This window comes from Nonomuraea sp. NPDC050227 (assembly GCF_044459705.1).
Lineage (GTDB): Bacteria > Actinomycetota > Actinomycetes > Streptosporangiales > Streptosporangiaceae > Nonomuraea.
In genome coordinates this window covers 90,497-106,427 of record NZ_JBITJF010000019.1, presented here as the reverse complement: position 1 = coordinate 106,427, position 15,931 = coordinate 90,497, and the positions used below count along the sequence as shown (strand labels likewise).

Below are 15,931 nucleotides of genomic sequence, written 5' to 3'. Positions count from 1 at the left end.
CGTGTCCATCCGCTACACCCCGAGGATGCTCGGCGAGCTGGCCGTCCGCCTCACCCAGCGCGACCGCACCCTGATCCGCCTGATCCGCGACTTCCGCGTCCTGACCTCACCCCAGGTCAGCGAGATGTTCTTCGACACCGACGACGCCGCCCGGCGTCGACTGCTGGCGCTGACCCGGATGGGCGTCCTGGAGCGCTTCCGCCCCAACCTCCCGCCCGCCATGGGAACCGCGCCCTACCACTACGTCATCGGCGAGACCGCCGCCGCGGTGCTCGCCTCCGAGGAAGGCGTCGACCTGGCCGACTTCGGCTATCGCCGTGACCGCGTCCTCGGCATCGTCTACAGCCAGAGGCTCGCCCACACCGTAGGGACCAACGGGATCGCCGCCGGCCTGTACGGGTTCGCCCGACGCCATCCGGTAACCGAGCTGACCACATGGTGGTCCGAACAGCGCTGTGCCAAGGAGTGGGGCTCCATGGCACGTCCAGACGCCTACTGCCGATGGACCGAGGGGGCCCACAGCATCGAGTTCTTCCTCGAGTACGACACCGGCACCGAGCCCCTGGATCGGGTGGCTCACAAACTCGACGGCTACGCGCGGCTGACCGAGTCCAGCCGCATCGTCACCCCCGTCCTGTTCTGGGTGCAGGGCGAGCGCCGGGAAGCCAACCTCCGCAACAAGCTCAGGCGCCACCCCGGCGACATGTTCGTCCCGATCGCCACCGGCCACGCCGACACCGTCAACGGCACCGTGGACGACGGACCGGCCGGCGCCCGATGGCTGCCGACGGATCTGGAACGCCCGCGCTGCCGTCTGGCCGAACTGGCCAAGCACTGGCCCGGCCTCGGTCCCCAGATTGCGCCCGAGCCGGTCGAGGAGGAGGCCGAATGATCCTCGAACTCGGTCTGGCCAAGGTCATCGCCGCCGGAGGCGGCCTCGTCTCCAGTATTGCCCTCATCGCCGGAATTGCAGGCGGAGGCCACTACGCCGCCGCCAAGGCCGAACCTGGCCGGCTCAAGTCTGCTGTTTGCGCGTACACCGACAAGAAGTCTTCACATCCACTCAAGGCGAGCGCTCTTACCGCCCGCCTTCGCCTGACTCCAGCGCAGGTGCGGAACGCACGAATCATCATCGAGACAGCCGAGGAGCTCGGGTTGCCACCACGAGCCGCTGTGATCGGCCTCGCCACAGCCTGGCAGGAATCCGGCTTCAACAGCGCAGCCGTGGGTGATCGCGGCCAGGCGTTCGGCATCTTCCAGCAGCATCCGCAGTACGGCTGGGGCACGCGAGCCCAGGTCTCCACCGCCGCCTACGCCAGCGAGGCGTTCTTCTCCCGACTCGCGAAAATCGAGAAGTGGACCAGAAAACCGCTCACAGTCGTCGCCCAAGCCATCCAGCGGTCAGCGACCCCGAATGCCTACGCAAGGCACGAGACGCGTGCGAAGCGCCTCTTCGCGGCATTGACCAGGTCAGGCGTTCAGAAGAAGCCCCGCGGCACAGTGCGGCTGTCCCCGGAGGACTTCCGGGCAGTTCGCAACAGCCTGGAGATGGCCACCGCTCTGGGAGTGAGCCGCGCCACGGTGGTCGCCGATATTCAAGAAGCCCTCAACGCCGGCAAGCTCCCTAGCGTGCCCCGGTCAGGAAGGACTTCGGACCTGGCCGAGAAGGTCTTCACAACGGTCGCCGAGAAGCTCTGCCAGGAACTGACTCAGAGGATCGACGAGGCGCTGGATCCAGCGGCTCTCGCTGCGCTCCAGACCTCGGGCAGAGGCTCCGTCGCCCTTGCCGCCGCCTTCAAGATGATCGGAGTTCCCTACTCGTGGGGCGGAGGCGGCCCGAACGGACCGAGCTACGGGACCGCGCAAGGCGCCGGAATCAACGGCTTCGACTGCTCGGGCCTGTCCGAGTACGCCTGGGCCAAGGCAGGCGTGAGGATCGGCAGCGACACGTCCGCGCAATGGCGGGCAGGCGTCCGGGTGCGGCGCTCACAGCTCAAGCCCGGCGATCTCATCTTCTTCGCCACCAACCCCAAGGATCCCTCGACCATCCATCACGTCGTCATGAACATCGACGGAAGGCGCTACATCCACGCACCGAGCACGGGTAGCCGTGTCCGGGTCGACACCTGGACCTCGTACCGAGAAGCCGAATACGCGGGAGCCGTACGGCCCGGATGACCTCGGCGTAAGCTTGAGACGACCGCTCTCACCTTTTGACCAATCGGTATGAGCAGGTCAACGGGGAGGATCTTGCGCCTAGCGCGGGTCCTCCCCGTGCTCGTCGGGGAAGCAAGCTTGCAACAGTATGTAGCCCGGCATGTGCTCAGCCGGGCGTACCCCGATCGTGAACATCTCCGGATCATCGAACACCGGCTCGCCGCTGGGGCGACGGCTGTACGGGACTCGCCCGTAATCCACCCCGTCGCCCTGGTCGAAGCTCATCCAGGTGATGGCTTCCTGTTCCCCTTCGCGGAGGGGATGGCTGGACATCGCACGGCTGTAGACCTTGTCCGGAGTGATCAGCCACACCTGGGGAACGGCGAGGATCCATCGGGTGGCCCCGACCTCCCGCACCTTGTCAGCGGCGCGCGTCTCGAACGCTGCGGCAGCCTGCTCGTCACGCAGGTAGTCGTAATCGCTGAGCACGAGCAGCCGCTCCCCCTGCATGGCGACAATCGCGGGGCGCTCACGAGCGGCGATGTTCTTTTCCAGGCGCTCGACGACGTCGAAGAGCAATGCGGTCGTCTCGTCGTTCATGGCGCCCTCCGAACTTCGCGGTCCCCCGATCCTGCCATGAGGGGGTGGAGAGTGGGCCGCCGTTCAGGCGGCCCACTCTCCTGCGTCAGACGGCCTTTCGAAGTACGGATCGGTCGAGCACTCTCTCCAGCGTCTTGAGCGTGCTCAGGTCGAGTTCGTCCACGCCGCCTGTCACCATGCGGAGCATGTTGCGTTCGGCGCGGACGGCTCCTCGCACGACCTGCTCGTGATGGGCGAAGGTGTTGACGGCCTGGATCACGCCGAACGCGGTTCCCTTCCACGGAGTGACCCGGTCGTCGTGGTTCCAGAGACGGTTCAGGCCGGCCCGCTTGGTCTCCGCCAGGGTGCGCTTGCGGCCACGTTCGCGGGGGATCGGCGTCTGAACGTCAAGGAAGGAGTTCCACTGTGCACCGGACACGTTGACCTGGCACAGCCGCTTGACTTCCTTGGCGAAGTCGTCGGCGACGCGGTGGATGATGCCCAGAGCGTCTCGGACTTCGGCGATCCGGTGCAGAGAGTTGCGTGAGTGCTTGACCTTGATCCGCTTCGCGGTGCCTTCGGCCAGCGAGGCGGAGAGGGTGTTGTCACACCTGATCAGCTGAGCGCCTGTCTGGTAGGTCGACGCCAGTGAGCCGTCGAGAGAGGTGGCCGCGGACAGGAAGGGGCGGAAGGTGATCCCCTCGGGAGTCGTGCAGGACTCGGGCACCTCGACCTGGACCCACGCGACCGCGCCGTTCTTGAGCAGCCCCGCGGACCCGATGAACAGCTCGTCGTCCAGGATCGTTTCGAGGTTCTCCAGGAGCCAGCGCTTGTACTCGTGGACTCGGAACTTCTGGCTGAAGACGCCGAGGACGGTTCCGGTGTCAGGACGAATGATCGTCTTCCGGGTGGGGTCGGTGATCCTGGTGACGCCGTCGTCGGTCACGTAGCTGGTCTCGACCGTCCCCTCGATCGGCGTCCAGGCGAACAGACGCCGCTTGACGTCGTCGACGGGGATCGGCCCGCTGTAGTGGTTCGGCTCGTCGCCCTGCTCGCTGGCGCGATAGTGCCAAGCGCTCCCGCGCTTGGCGGTGAAGCCGATCAGCGTGTTCTGGTTGAGCCATCGCAGTGATTCCCTGGACATGTGCCCTCCTGACAGGCGAATGGCGCCGGGCAAGTGCCCGGCGCCAGGGGTCGGCAGTGTGGTCAGGTCGTGGTGGGGTGGGGAGGAAGGATCGGCCGTGCTCCCAGTGGCTGCTTGGCCGCGAGCTCGGCGATCACCTGCGCCTGGGCGGCCCAGTCCACTTCTGCGAGCTGCGCGGGAGGTATGCCGACGTCCAGCCCGAAGCTGATCAGTCGGGCGAACCGGTACTCAGGATCGACTGCCAGCGCCCGTTCGACGGCGACGCGGGCAAAGGCTCCGTCGCCTGCGCCGAGAGCGATGAAGGCCAGGTTGGTCGCGGGGGCAGGGACATACTCGGGCTCGACTCGGCGGACCACCTCGGTCCACAGTCGCCGGCACACCGCGTATCCTCGCCGGGCGGTCTCCGTCATCGCGACGTCGCGGATCTGGATGCCGGTCAGCAGCACGCCGAGCCAGGCGACGTCATCGGCTGGGAGTTCACGGTTGGCCTCGACATGAGAGAAGCAGACTTCGATGTGACGGAGTCCCTCCGTGAACCAGTACGTATCCTTCTGCGTCCGCAGCAGGCCATGCGCACGAGCGCGCGCCAGTGCCGTGGCTTGCCGCATCTCTTCACGATCAGCCCCACTCACGGGGGCGAGGGAAGCGATCAGAGCGTCGCGGTTGGGCAGTGCGACGACGCCCTTGGCCACCGCTTCCACGGCGACTTGGTGGGTCGTGACGTCGTACGGTGTGCCCTCGACCGGGCAGCATCCCAGGTCGGAGCACGTGTACGACCAATATCGCCCCCCATCACAGCGGAGGGCCTCGACGATCTTGATGTCCGTCTCACGAAGTGCCTCGCGGACGGCGTCCATGGCGGGTGTCACCCGTCCGCCGCTCCCGTAGCCGATCAGCACGGCCGCCGGGACGCGTTCTCGGGTCAGGACACTCCGGCAGTTGGCAGCGATCTGATCTACGCCTTCGGCGCTGTCCGGCAGGTCGTAGCGGATCACGCTGGTTACCGATCCGGTGTGACCGATGCTCATGGCCACCAGGCTGAGCACTGGATGGAAGCCGAGCAGGTAAGGCAGGGCAGCGAGCAGGTCGGACGGCGCGCTCAGGACGATCGCCTTACCATCGGGACCGGTGGGGATGTTCATGTCTTCCGCCTCCAGGAATGACGAAGCCCCGGCTCGGTTCAGCCGGGGCAGGGGGATGTCAGGGCTTGTTTCCGTGGGCTGCGCAGCGAGGCCACGGAAGAGAGTTCCGCGAGGCCTTCCGGGACGGGCGTATGAATCGGAATCGCCGCGCCGAAGGTCGAACTATCTGGTTGTGGTCACATCTCGCAGGATCAAATCGATGCACAACCAGGGGAAACGTGATCTCCTCCGCAGTAGGCGCAGAGGTCATCCAGGGCATAGCCCGACAGAGCCTCGGCGAATTGATCGCGCCAGTTCAGTTGCGCCCGCGTGTAGTGGCTGAAGTACTCCTCGTCGGTGTCGCCCTCGCCGAGAGTGAGGAACGCCAGCACGGTCCGGCCGGTGGCGATCAGTGACTCGGTGCTCAAGGTGACACCGATCGGTGAGCTGACATCGGTAGCGTTGAAGATCGTCCGTCCGTAGCGGGACAGCCGGTAGAGCCAGCTGAGCCGCCCCTCGGTGGTGCGACCGCAAGGCCACAGCTCCAACAGGTGCTCACCGTCGATAGGCCAGCCGGGGAGCAGCCGCGGCGTGATCCTCCATCTCGGCGGCAGAGTGACGCCGTCAAGCACGGCCATAGGGGTGACCTCCTCGTGGTCGGCGCTCACGTGATGACGACTGCGCTTCCCGCCCATCGGCGCCAGCATCGGCCCGCCGGGTGCTGTCCTGGAGCGCGTCCGTGAGGCACTTGTGAAACAGGACTCCCGGAAACCGCTGACGGATCTGGTCCAGGTCCGTCACGGTGCCGCTCCAGTCGCCTGGCAGACCAGGCCGAGGCGGGATGAACAGGTGCCGGAAGGCGCAATGCGATGCGTGTGCCTCGGGCGAGAGATCCGGGCACAGCACCAAGATCAGCAGAGGCTCTGCGGGGATCACCTCCAACGGCGATACCTCCCTTGGATGTGTTGTCTCGTCCGGACGGCCGTGCTCGACTGTCCGGACGAGGAGCAAGGACGGAGAGGCGCTGAAGCCGGAGTCCGCGCTGCATCCGACGCTTCATCTACTAGTCATTCCAGGCGGACGGCCTGGACACTGGCTTGGTAGAACTGACCGGCGACCTGCACCTTGCCAGCGGCCCGATAGCCCCTCCATCCACTGACGGACTCGCGTGGAACAAGGCGAGAGGCCACGAGGCCGGCCAGCCCGGCGATCATGTCCTCTCTTGTGGCCATGACCTTGGATGCCGGGTTGCTCCGAGAGCGGACCAGCACGGCTTGGGCTTGTGCCCGGTACCGGATCTCCTCGGCGAGGACTTCGCCTGCGACGTAGAAGCCTCTGGATCCAGTGGAGAACTCCGTTGCCTCCAGTTCGGCATTGATCAGGATCACCAGGGCAAGGCTGATTTGCATGTAACCCCCTGCACGGCCATGGATCGGACCTTGTGCCCGAACCACATTCGTGAGGCGATACCAAAGGCCATACAGGGGACACCAGCGCAAGCGCACAGTGCGACCGCCGAAGTCACTCGGCTCTCACTTAAATACGGTGGCGGACAAGCCCCAACCGTCCGTGAACCTTCTCGATTTTCCGACCCGAGCTGCTTGCTCGGGCGACCCTCGGCGAGGCGCGAGAGCGAATTCGCTCTCACTTAAATACGGCCGCCGAGCCACCCCAGACGTCCGCCGAACCCAACAATTCTTCGCTGAATACACAAAGCCCTGGAGGTGTCACCTCCAGGGCTTTGTGTTCAGGCTTTTCAGTCGCTCACGGCTGAATCCTCCCCCGCGTGAACCAGATTGCCCCTTGCATCGTCCAGGCGCTCCGAGAGCTCGCGCAGCTCTGACCGCGCCGCGTCCCGGACACGGATGACGGCACGGCGCGAGCCGTAGACGCCGCCTTCTCGCTCCTGCGCGACGGTCGCGAGGATGCCTGCGCGTCCGAGGTCGTCCGCTTGCTCGGCCTTCGAGATGATCTCTCGGAGAACGGGGAACTCCTGCCCGTCGCCGAACGCCTGCCGGAAGATCTCCGCGCTGTGCTGGGCCGCGGAGAAGGAGACAGCCGCGTACGTCGCGTTCTCCACATGCGGGAGTCCTCGCATGAGTTGCGCTCCCGGCGTGCTCTCCACTTCGGTCGGAGGCACGTCCACCCGATAGCCGTTGCGCGCCGCGGCGTCGCGGACGGCCCAGCGCTGGAGCGTTGTCCGCGTGATGGTCATCTCCGTTCCGTCGCGCCGTACGTACGTCCACGCCTGGCTCTCCCGCGTCGAACCGCTCTCGGCAGTGGGCTGACACTTGTTCAGCACATCCCGGAGTCGCTGAGCGAACAGGAGAACCGCGTCCTGGTTGACGTCGTCAGAGACGTCGTCGGTGCCGTAAGGGGCGTGACCGGCCTTAACGATCGTGGCGCTACCGTCCATGCGCTTACGGGACCGCGTGGCATCGACCGTACGACAGTAGCCACGGGCCAGCTTACGGATCTCCGCCCAGTCCTCCGGCGTGACGCGGGCCATGTCTTCGGCGGCGAGACTCCCACCGGGAAGTGTCGTCGGTACGTGCTTTCCGGAAGCGCCCTTGGTCATGACCACTCCGATCTCTTTGTGTCTCCGCACCATCGCGAAGACCTCACCTTTTGACCACTTCAATTCAATCGCAAAATGCAGATCAAATCAATCGGCTTACCAGATTATTTACCTAGTTCCGCAGGTCAGGCGGCCAATCAAATAGAGGTCGCCATCCATTTATCCCTTAATTTTTTCGGAATGGCCTACATCAAATCCATGATCCATGCATGCGAATTGACACTTCCATCCCTCGGGTCCCCACCGGTCCTTCTTTAGTGGCCGCCACACCAAGAGTCGGAGCGCTCTACAGGTCTCTGACGGGCGCGCTACCTCGGGATACACACCGCCTGCCCCTACCACTTAATCTGGAGGCATATTCGCACCGCTATCCGAAGCCCTATCAGGACACGACATGATGCACAGAGATCGCGTCCAAGACGGCGGCCGCCGCGGTCGTGTGCCCTGCCCAGAAGCAGGCCGCTCGCGACGTCAAGACCTCGCAGTTCACACAGGCCACAGGCTCCCGATCACTGCGGCCCTTCGAACGCGTCATCACCGCCTCCCCCGGTGAGCTGACTAGGTCGCCTACGTCCTGAATGGGTCCCGGAGATCGGGAACGACACTCTCCGTGATCGCCTGTTTGTCAGTATGTGGCATCAACCAGCTCCAACATCACCACGGTGTGGCGCGGTGACCGATCACACGATGTGCGTCACGGAGCGTGGCGCGCCATGCGCTCCCGAGTGGTGATCGCCCACCACTCGTCGCCGGTCGCGGAGAACGTCGCAAGGGCAGTCTCATACCAGACGGTGGCCGCCGCCCGATCCGACGCCGCGGCACATCCCTCAGCCCGGTGGAAGGCAATCACCGCCTCTCCCCGAGGCATGTCCATCTGCTCGAAGAGTGCGTACGCTTCATCCAGCGCGCCTCCGGATTGTGCGAGGAGGCCGGATTCGCCCAGAACCGCGCCCAGCCAGCACAGCGCCCACGCCTCTCCAGCCCTGTCCCTCATCTCTGAGTAGAGCCGGGCCGAGCGCTCCAGAGTGTGGCGCGCCTCCTCCAGCTGGCCGGTGGCCTGCTGCGTCCTGCCGAGGTCGATCAGCACGGCCGCCTCGCCCCGAGACACCCCGGGGTGCAGCTTCGCGAAGAGTTCCAGGCTCTCCTCGAAAGACGCCATGGCACGCGGCCAGTCGCCCACGGCCCGGTAGTGGTCCCCCAGGCCGCGCAGTCCCCACGCCTCCCCGAACCGGTCTCCGGCGGCGCGGAAGAGCTCCAGGCAGCGCAGAACGGCCCGCTCCCCCTCGGCGTAACGGCCGAGGCCACGGAGCAGTTCTCCGAGGCTGCGTTGGTTCCAGCCCTCTCCCACCTGGTCGCCGAGGACCTCGAAGAGCGAGAGCGCCTGCTGCAGTGTGGTCATGGCCTCGCGGAGCCGCCCGGCCTCCATCTGTGTATCGCCCATGCACCGCAGGCACCACGCCTCGCCGACGCTGTCGTCGTACTCGCGGAACATGGCCAGGCACTCGTCGAAGAGCTCCAGGGCGCGGGCGAAATCACCCTGGTCCTTATGGACGCAACCCAGGCTGTTGATCGTGTACGCCTCGATGAGCGGGGCCGTGCCCAGCTCGCGGATGGCGGTCAGGCTCTCCTCCAGGCAACCGCGCGCATCGTCGAACCGGTTGAGTTCGAGGAAAACGTCGCCCATGTTGGACAGTGTCTGCGCGACCCCGAGGGACTGACCGAGGTCGCGGTAGAGCCGGACGCACTCCCCCAGAGACGTCAGTGCCTCCTCAAATCTGCGCTGGTCACGGTAGCAATTACCCAGGCTGCGCAGGATCGCCGCCTCGCCGCCCCCGTTGCCGGAGCGTCGGGAGGCCTGGAGCGCCAAGCCGTACAGGGTCTCGGCGTCGCGCCACTGCGACCGCAGCCGCAGATGATGGGTAAGGCTGTAGGCCAGTTCCCAGGCCACGCCCCACAGTTCGGCCGCGAACGCCTGCCGTACCGCCGACATCAGTACAGCCTGCTCCGCGGCGAACCACGAGAACGCCTCGGCCGTCGTCGGCCCGGCATCCTCGGCCAGCGGTTTCAGGGGGGACATGGCGGCCTCGGCGACCTTCAAGTAGTTCACCCCCGCGGGCAGCACGGCGAGGGCCCGCCGGGTCGAGTCGCTACAGACCTCCAGAAACGACAGCAGCGCGCCACGCCGGCCGTCCGCCGTCTCCTCCGCCGCGAGCTTCTCCCGGGCGAACAGGCGGAGGAGGTCGTGAAATCGGTAGCGGAGCTCGTAACGTGTGTCCTCACCCATGGATTCGATCAGCTGCGATTGCACGAGCCGGTCGAGGAGATCCTCGGCCTCCTCCTGGCTCACCCCGGCGAGAGCCGCGGCCGACCAGGCGGCGAAGTCGAGCGCCTCCAGCAGGCCAAGAGCGTGCAGCATTCGCCGTTCGCCGGGATCGCACATGGCGTAGCTGAGCTCGAAACCGGTCCTGACCTCGCGGTCGCCAAGTCGCAGTTCGTCGAGCCTGCGCCGTTCGTCCTCCAACCGGCCGGCCATGCGGGTCAGCCGCCAGTGCGGACGGGCGGCGAGCTTCGCCCCGGCGATGCGGATCGCCAGCGGAAGGCCGCCGCACAGCGTACAGATTCTCGCAGCGGCCTCCGGCTCCGCCTCGACCCGCGCCGTTCCGACGATCTTGGTCAGCAGGGCCAGCGCGGTCTCGGCCGAGAGGACGTCAAGGTCGAGGCTACGGCTCCCGTCGAGCCCTGCCAGCCGCGACCGGCTGGTGATTATCACTCCGCATCTCGCGCTTCCCGGCAGGAGCGGCCTGACCTGCTGTTCGGAGACAGCGTTGTCGAGGACCACCAGCATCGAACGTTCGGCGATCCTGGCACGGTACAGACGCTCCCGTACGTCGGGGTCGGCCGGTATGTCCGCGTCATCGGCACCGAGCATGCGCAGGAACTCTGCGAGCACGTCCTCTGGCCTCAGGCGCTGGGACTCGTACCCACGGAGGTTCACGTACATCTGCCCGTCGGGGTAGCGGGTGCTCAGCCGGTGACCCGCGTGAACGGCCAGGGCTGTCTTGCCGACCCCCGCCTTGCCTGAGATGGCGGAGATCACGACTGCGGCGCCGGCCGGGCGAGCCTCCACGAGCAGAGTCTCAAGCGTCTCCAGAGCATCATCTCTGCCCGTGAAATCAGAAATGTCTGGCGGAAGTTGCTGAACGCGCGGGACGGACTCCAAAGAGTCAGAGTGAACAGCGACGTTTGCCGCGTATGCGATGTTAACGATTTTTCCGACATGGCCACCTGTAACCACCGTGGCCAGTGCCGGGGGAGTCTCTGCGTCGCCGGGCATCGTCCTCATCCGCGGTCATGGCACGTCAGGTTACCTGGATCATCGGCGGCATCCCGCCCGAGGTCAAGGAGAACCAGGTAGTTCGTTCCCGGCTTTCCAGACACCATTACCTTTTCTACAGTGATGGAATGAGACCGCTGCGCGTGGCCTTGCTCCAGCTGTTCTCCAACGGCCTGGACATCGAGGCGAACCTGTGCAAGGGAGAGCATTACTGCAGGGAGGCCCGCCGCCTCGGCGCCGATATCGCCCTCTTCCCGGAAATGTGGAGTATCGGCTACACCTTTCCCAGCGACCTGACGGAATGGAGCCGGCTCGCAGTCTCCCGCACCGGCCCTTTTGTCACGCACTTCATGTCGCTGGCCGGGGAGCTGGAGATGGCGATCGGCCTGACCTACCTCGAACAATGGCCGGGGGCTCCGCGCAACTCCCTCACGCTCATCGACGGCCGGGGCGAGCCCGTCCTCACCTACGCCAAGGTTCACACGCTGGACGACGACGTCGAGGCGGCCTGCACCCCTGGCGACGGTTTCCACGTTGCCACTTTGTCCACCGCGGTGGGCGAAGTCACCATCGGGGCGATGATCTGCTACGACAGGGAGTTCCCCGAGAGCGCGAGGGTCCTGATGCTCAAAGGAGCCGAGCTGATCCTCACCCCCAATGCCTGCCGACTGGACGATATCCGCATCAACCAGTTCCAGGCCCGCGCGTTCGAGAACATGGTGGCTGTCGCCATGGCGAACTACGCCTCATACGGCCATTCCATCGCGTTCAGTCCCGTCGTCTACGACGACCGGGAGGAGCGTCTCGACCCGCTCCTGGTGGAGGCCGGAGCAGGTGAGGGGGTATTCCTCGCGGACTTTGACCTGGACTCCATCCGCGCCTACCGTTCCCGCGCCAAGTGGGGGAACGCCTTCCGCAAGCCCGCCCACTACGGCCTGCTCACCTCCGGCCTGGTCTCCGAGCCGTTCATCCGGCAGGCAGCCCGGTGACGGCGCCGCGCAGAGAGAGGATCAGCGTGCACGCACAACGTTCGGAACGCGCACTCCCATGGACCGCCGAGCAGGAGTCGGCGATGGTCAACGGGTTCGACGACGGTATGGGCATAGCCGAACTGGGCGCCGTGCTGGGCCGCCATCCCGCCACGGTCAGGGCTCGGCTGCACCTGTTCGGCCGCCTTCCCGCCTGTGATCCGGTGCGCGCGGCGGAGGACCTCCGCCTGCTGGAGCGGTTCGGCGACGCGGCTCGCGAGGAACCGGGGGAGGTGCTTCCCCCACAGGGCGCCGAGCGGAAGCCGAACGGACTCCTGCGCAGGCTGCTCGGTTCCTGAGCTGTCCGGCCCAGTGGGGGCCGGGCCGCTCACTTCACGATCAGCCTGTCACCGATCACCAGGGCGTCGAGGTCGGTCCCCGCCAGCGCGTCGAGTGCCTGCTTCGCCGTCTCGACGATGGGCTCGCCCCGCACGTTGAGCGAAGTGTTGAGCAGGACCGGGGGCCCTCCTTGCCGATGGAACTCCCTGATCAGCTCGGCGAGGACGGGATTGTGCGCATCGTCCGTGGTCTGCACGCGTGCCGAGCCGTCGACGTGGCACACGGCCGCGACCGACCGGCGCAACGACTCCTTGATCGGGTAAGAGAACTGCATGTACGGCGAGGGGTCGGCGCCAGGAAAGAAGTCGTGCAGATGCTCGGTGAGAATCACGGGGGCGAACGGCCGGAACCACTCACGCGACTTGATGCGGTTGAGCCGGTCCCGCGTCTCGGGGCGGCTCGGGTCGGCGAGTATGCTCCGGTTACCAAGGGCACGTGGGCCGAACTCCGCGCCCCCACGGAACCACGCCACGGCCTTATCCTGATGGAGCAGAGAGGCGACAGCGGCGCAGAGTTTCTCCTCGGTCAGGCGCACGCCGTAGGCGTCGAGGCCGTCGTCTCCGGGGTCACGCCCCAGGTAGGGCGAGTGGGAGAGGCGCCACGGGCGGTCGTTGCCCACCTCTTCCAGCGCACAATGCACCGCGGCGCCGATGGCGGTACCGCCGTCGCCGGGCGCGTACACCACGTGCACGCGTTCGAAGGGGGTGCGCTCCTTGATCTTTCCGTTGAAGACGCAGTTCAGGGCGACTCCGCCGGCGAGGCAGAGGTCGGAGTCACCTGTCGTGCGCCAGACTTCGTCCAGCACATGGAACAGGATCGTCTCCAGACACGACTGAACGGCGAAGGCGATGGCGGCGTTGGTGTCGAAATCGTCGTCGAGGGGACCGTTCGGGATGCCGTCGAGGATCTCCAGCACACCGCCCCTGTTCTCCATGGCGATGGAGTAGTGCCCGCGGGCCTCTAACTCGACGGCGTCCATCAACCGGTCCACGAACCGATCGTCTCCATACGGCGCGAGCCCCATGGTCTTGCCAGCCTGGAGGAACCCGAAGCCGATCGCCTCGGTGGCCGCTCGATAGAGGTCACCGAGAGAGTTCGACATCAGGGCGTCGGCGTCGTTCGAGTCGGGTGTGCCACGCTTCTCCCCGATGACGCGATCGAGCGGGCGCAGGAGGTTACCGCGGCCGAGCGCCCACGAGGTCGTCTCGCGCGCATGCCGTCCCAAGGACCGTCCCGGGACGTCGGACACGCTCCCGGCACCGTCCGCCACCACGATGGCCGCCTCCTCGAACGGACTGGTGAAGAACGTGCTCAGCGCATGGGAGTGGTGGTGGTTCATCCAGCGGAGCCGCTCGCCCGGCGCGTCGAGGACGGTACCCAGCACGCCCATGAGCATGTCGTTGGCACCGAACGTCGCTGTGTCGACGATGTCGGGGCCCACGGTGTCGAGGCAGTAGGCCAGGGAAGCGGAACAGGGATCTGGGTCACCGTCGGCGTAGCGGACCCGGCTCAGCCTCTCGTCCTCGATCGCGACGATCCGGCCCTCACCAGTCAGCAGACAGGTCGCGAAGTCATGGATGGAACCGCCGAAACCAATTGCCGGTCTCATGAGACTCCTCGTTGCGCGTGTCTCTTCCGCCCACTTGCCGCGCCTTCCTCACTATGCACACTATGGAAACGCATATCTAGAGCATGGCCACCGGTCCCACATGTCTTCACCCCCCCCCGCGGGCGACCGTAAAAGGAAAAGTGATGGCCGAAATAGGTATCGTCCTGGCTGTGGGAACTTTTCTCGTTCTCCTCGGAATGATGAATGTAATCCCCGCGATCAGCCCGGACGGACGGCGTTATCTCTCCGCCGGCCGCGGTGAGCCCGTGTCCATGCCTTTCGCCCTGCGGTGGCTGCTGCCGACGCTCTGCCGGGACAGGATCGCCCTCTGGCGCTGGAGCACCACGCTGCACCTGCTGGCACTGCCTGTGCTGGTCACGATATGGCTGGAGCCTTGGATCCCTGATGCACGGCTGCGTGTGACGGGCGGGCTGATGATATGCGGGCTCTCGGGGGTCTGGCGCATTCACCTCCGCTGGCCGGTCCTGGTGGACGCAGCGGCGATGACATGGGCCGTGGCCGCCGCGGTGGCGTTCCAAAAGGGGATGCCCATCCTGGGTGTCGGGCTCGCCCTGGTCTCCGGGAGCATCAAGGAGTCGGGGCCTGTCTTCGCCGCCTGCTACGCCTGGAACCCGCTCGCGCTCGTGGCGCTCGTCGGACCGCTGGCGCGCAGGCTCACGGTCAGGACCGGCGAGGACTTGATGGGGCAGCCTCACGTCACCCACCAGCCGCTGATCGCGAGTAGGGTGCATCACCTGGGCAAGTGGTTCGACCCCAAGGTCATGATCCTTCCCTGGGGCGCCGGAGTACTGGCCGTGCTCGCCGAGGACGCTCGCTTCCTCCCCATGCTGATCGTGACCTTGGCGCTGGCCTACGGGCAGACCGTCATCGCGACGGACACGTCCCGCCTCTACCAGTGGGCCGCCCCTCCAGTGATTCTCGCCGCGGTCAGCGTGATTCCCGACGAATGGGCGATAGCATTGCTCATCGCGCATCTCTTCAATCCATGGGCCGGCACCGCCGAGGTGTGAGGGAAGGGAAGAAAATGATCGACCCCGTGTTTCTCACCGCTGCCACCCTGTTCCTCTCCAAACTTATCGACGGTGTCACGGGAGAGATGGGGCGGGAAACCTGGAACGGAATGAAACGGCTCGTCGAGCTGGTGCGCGATCGCCTCTCCGGCGACGACTCCGCGCAAGAGGTGATCTCCGGTGTCGAGGCGGGCAATGACGTGCCAGAGGCGGCCAGGTCCCTGGCAGAGGTCCTCGATCGTCACGCCGCCTCCGATCCTGCATTTCGCCGTACGTTGGCGGAGCTCATTGGGGAGGGGATGGCGGATCCGGCGGCGGGCCGGATGGTCACGCAGATCTACGGCAATGCCGAGGTCGGCAAAGTCGTGACGATCGGCACCGTCACGGGTGACGTCTCCTTCTGACCGGTGGTTCCGTCCCGCAACCTCTGTTGCCGCGGGCAGCTCATCCTCAGCGGCGCGGCTCATGATCCGGATATGTGGCTGGCTGGTGTTGCCAGACCGGAGCGGAACAGCCAAGGGCACTAAGATCACGGTGCCTGCGACACGAGGCAGCGGCGACGCTCCTGCGCGTTCACCTCAGTTCTACCGGCAGATTCGGGGCTGGCTAGGTCATGTCTCGAAGGATTGTGAGCCAGTCGTTGATAGCCGCGATGTGGCCGGCGGCTTCGTAACGGACGGCGAGTTTGTCGTACCGGTGGCCATACCGTGATGGCGTTTGATTCGGTTGATGCCCCGCTCGACGGCTGAGCGGGCGCGGTAGTCGGCCGCGCCGAAGGACGGAGGACGGCCACCGTGACTGCCACACCACAACCGGGGACGACGCGGTCGGCCGGTTCGGGAATGGTGCACCGTCGGTAGCCCCCGCGCGCAGGGCGCGGCGGTAGCGGTCGCCATCCAACACCAGAGAGTTGGGCGGATGCTCCATGCGGTCCAGCGGCAGGCAGTCGTTGCTGGTAACCCGGCACTCGCCGGGCAGGGGGCGCCGACGCCGCGCAACGTGTTGGAGGAC

At 66.1% G+C, this 15,931-nt stretch carries 14 protein-coding genes; 6 read left to right on the top strand and 8 right to left on the bottom strand.

The window, feature by feature from the left end:
- The first annotated feature begins 1 nt into the window (after position 1).
- The gene (locus ACIBK9_RS49855) at positions 2-892 is read left to right on the top strand and encodes a replication-relaxation family protein (RefSeq protein ID WP_397166298.1); all 891 of its coding nucleotides are present in this window, start codon (positions 2-4) and stop codon (positions 890-892) included.
- Complete coding sequence (locus ACIBK9_RS49850; protein ID WP_397166296.1) at positions 889-2,178, top strand: C40 family peptidase; 1,290 nt, start codon at positions 889-891, stop codon at positions 2,176-2,178. Before ACIBK9_RS49855 ends, ACIBK9_RS49850 begins: the two co-directional genes overlap by 4 nt.
- A 78-nt stretch (positions 2,179-2,256) precedes the next feature.
- Here the strand turns inward: ACIBK9_RS49850 and ACIBK9_RS49845 are convergent, their stop codons facing one another.
- From ACIBK9_RS49845 to ACIBK9_RS49815, 7 genes are all read right to left on the bottom strand, one after another.
- Positions 2,257-2,757 (bottom strand): hypothetical protein, encoded by a 501-nt coding sequence (locus ACIBK9_RS49845; RefSeq protein ID WP_397166295.1) that lies wholly within the window; start codon positions 2,755-2,757, stop codon positions 2,257-2,259.
- Between the two features lie 85 nt (positions 2,758-2,842).
- On the bottom strand, positions 2,843-3,880 hold the full coding sequence (locus ACIBK9_RS49840; RefSeq protein ID WP_397166294.1) for a DUF932 domain-containing protein: 1,038 nt from the start codon (positions 3,878-3,880) through the stop codon (positions 2,843-2,845).
- Between the two features lie 62 nt (positions 3,881-3,942).
- Positions 3,943-5,022, bottom strand: coding sequence for a DUF4192 domain-containing protein (locus ACIBK9_RS49835; protein WP_397166293.1), 1,080 nt, complete (start codon positions 5,020-5,022; stop codon positions 3,943-3,945).
- A 191-nt stretch (positions 5,023-5,213) separates the two neighbouring features.
- A complete protein-coding gene (locus ACIBK9_RS49830; RefSeq protein ID WP_397166291.1) occupies positions 5,214-5,639 on the bottom strand; it encodes a hypothetical protein in 426 nt (141 codons plus the stop codon).
- A 429-nt stretch (positions 5,640-6,068) separates the two neighbouring features.
- Complete coding sequence (locus ACIBK9_RS49825; RefSeq protein WP_397166290.1) at positions 6,069-6,410, bottom strand: hypothetical protein; 342 nt, start codon at positions 6,408-6,410, stop codon at positions 6,069-6,071.
- Positions 6,411-6,757: 347 nt separating this feature from the next.
- Entirely contained in the window at positions 6,758-7,579 is an 822-nt protein-coding gene (locus tag ACIBK9_RS49820) for a hypothetical protein (RefSeq protein WP_397166288.1), read from the bottom strand.
- Between the two features lie 694 nt (positions 7,580-8,273).
- Positions 8,274-10,913 (bottom strand): ATP-binding protein, encoded by a 2,640-nt coding sequence (locus ACIBK9_RS49815; RefSeq protein ID WP_397166286.1) that lies wholly within the window; start codon positions 10,911-10,913, stop codon positions 8,274-8,276.
- 17 nt (positions 10,914-10,930) lie between these two features.
- Between ACIBK9_RS49815 and ACIBK9_RS49810 the strand changes: the two genes are divergently transcribed.
- Entirely contained in the window at positions 10,931-11,902 is a 972-nt protein-coding gene (locus tag ACIBK9_RS49810) for a carbon-nitrogen hydrolase family protein (RefSeq protein ID WP_397166284.1), read from the top strand.
- A 26-nt stretch (positions 11,903-11,928) separates the two neighbouring features.
- Positions 11,929-12,240 (top strand): hypothetical protein, encoded by a 312-nt coding sequence (locus ACIBK9_RS49805; protein WP_397166283.1) that lies wholly within the window; start codon positions 11,929-11,931, stop codon positions 12,238-12,240.
- A gap of 29 nt (positions 12,241-12,269) precedes the next feature.
- Here the strand turns inward: ACIBK9_RS49805 and ACIBK9_RS49800 are convergent, their stop codons facing one another.
- The gene (locus ACIBK9_RS49800) at positions 12,270-13,889 is read right to left on the bottom strand and encodes a carbamoyltransferase (RefSeq protein ID WP_397166281.1); all 1,620 of its coding nucleotides are present in this window, start codon (positions 13,887-13,889) and stop codon (positions 12,270-12,272) included.
- 143 nt (positions 13,890-14,032) lie between these two features.
- On the opposite strand from ACIBK9_RS49800, the gene ACIBK9_RS49795 reads away from it, so the two are divergent.
- Both ACIBK9_RS49795 and ACIBK9_RS49790 read left to right on the top strand, forming a co-directional pair.
- Positions 14,033-14,920: a hypothetical protein gene (locus ACIBK9_RS49795; RefSeq protein ID WP_397166280.1), complete on the top strand. Its 888-nt coding sequence runs from the start codon at positions 14,033-14,035 to the stop codon at positions 14,918-14,920.
- 14 nt (positions 14,921-14,934) lie between these two features.
- Complete coding sequence (locus ACIBK9_RS49790; protein ID WP_397166279.1) at positions 14,935-15,324, top strand: hypothetical protein; 390 nt, start codon at positions 14,935-14,937, stop codon at positions 15,322-15,324.
- Positions 15,325-15,931: the final 607 nt, after the last annotated feature.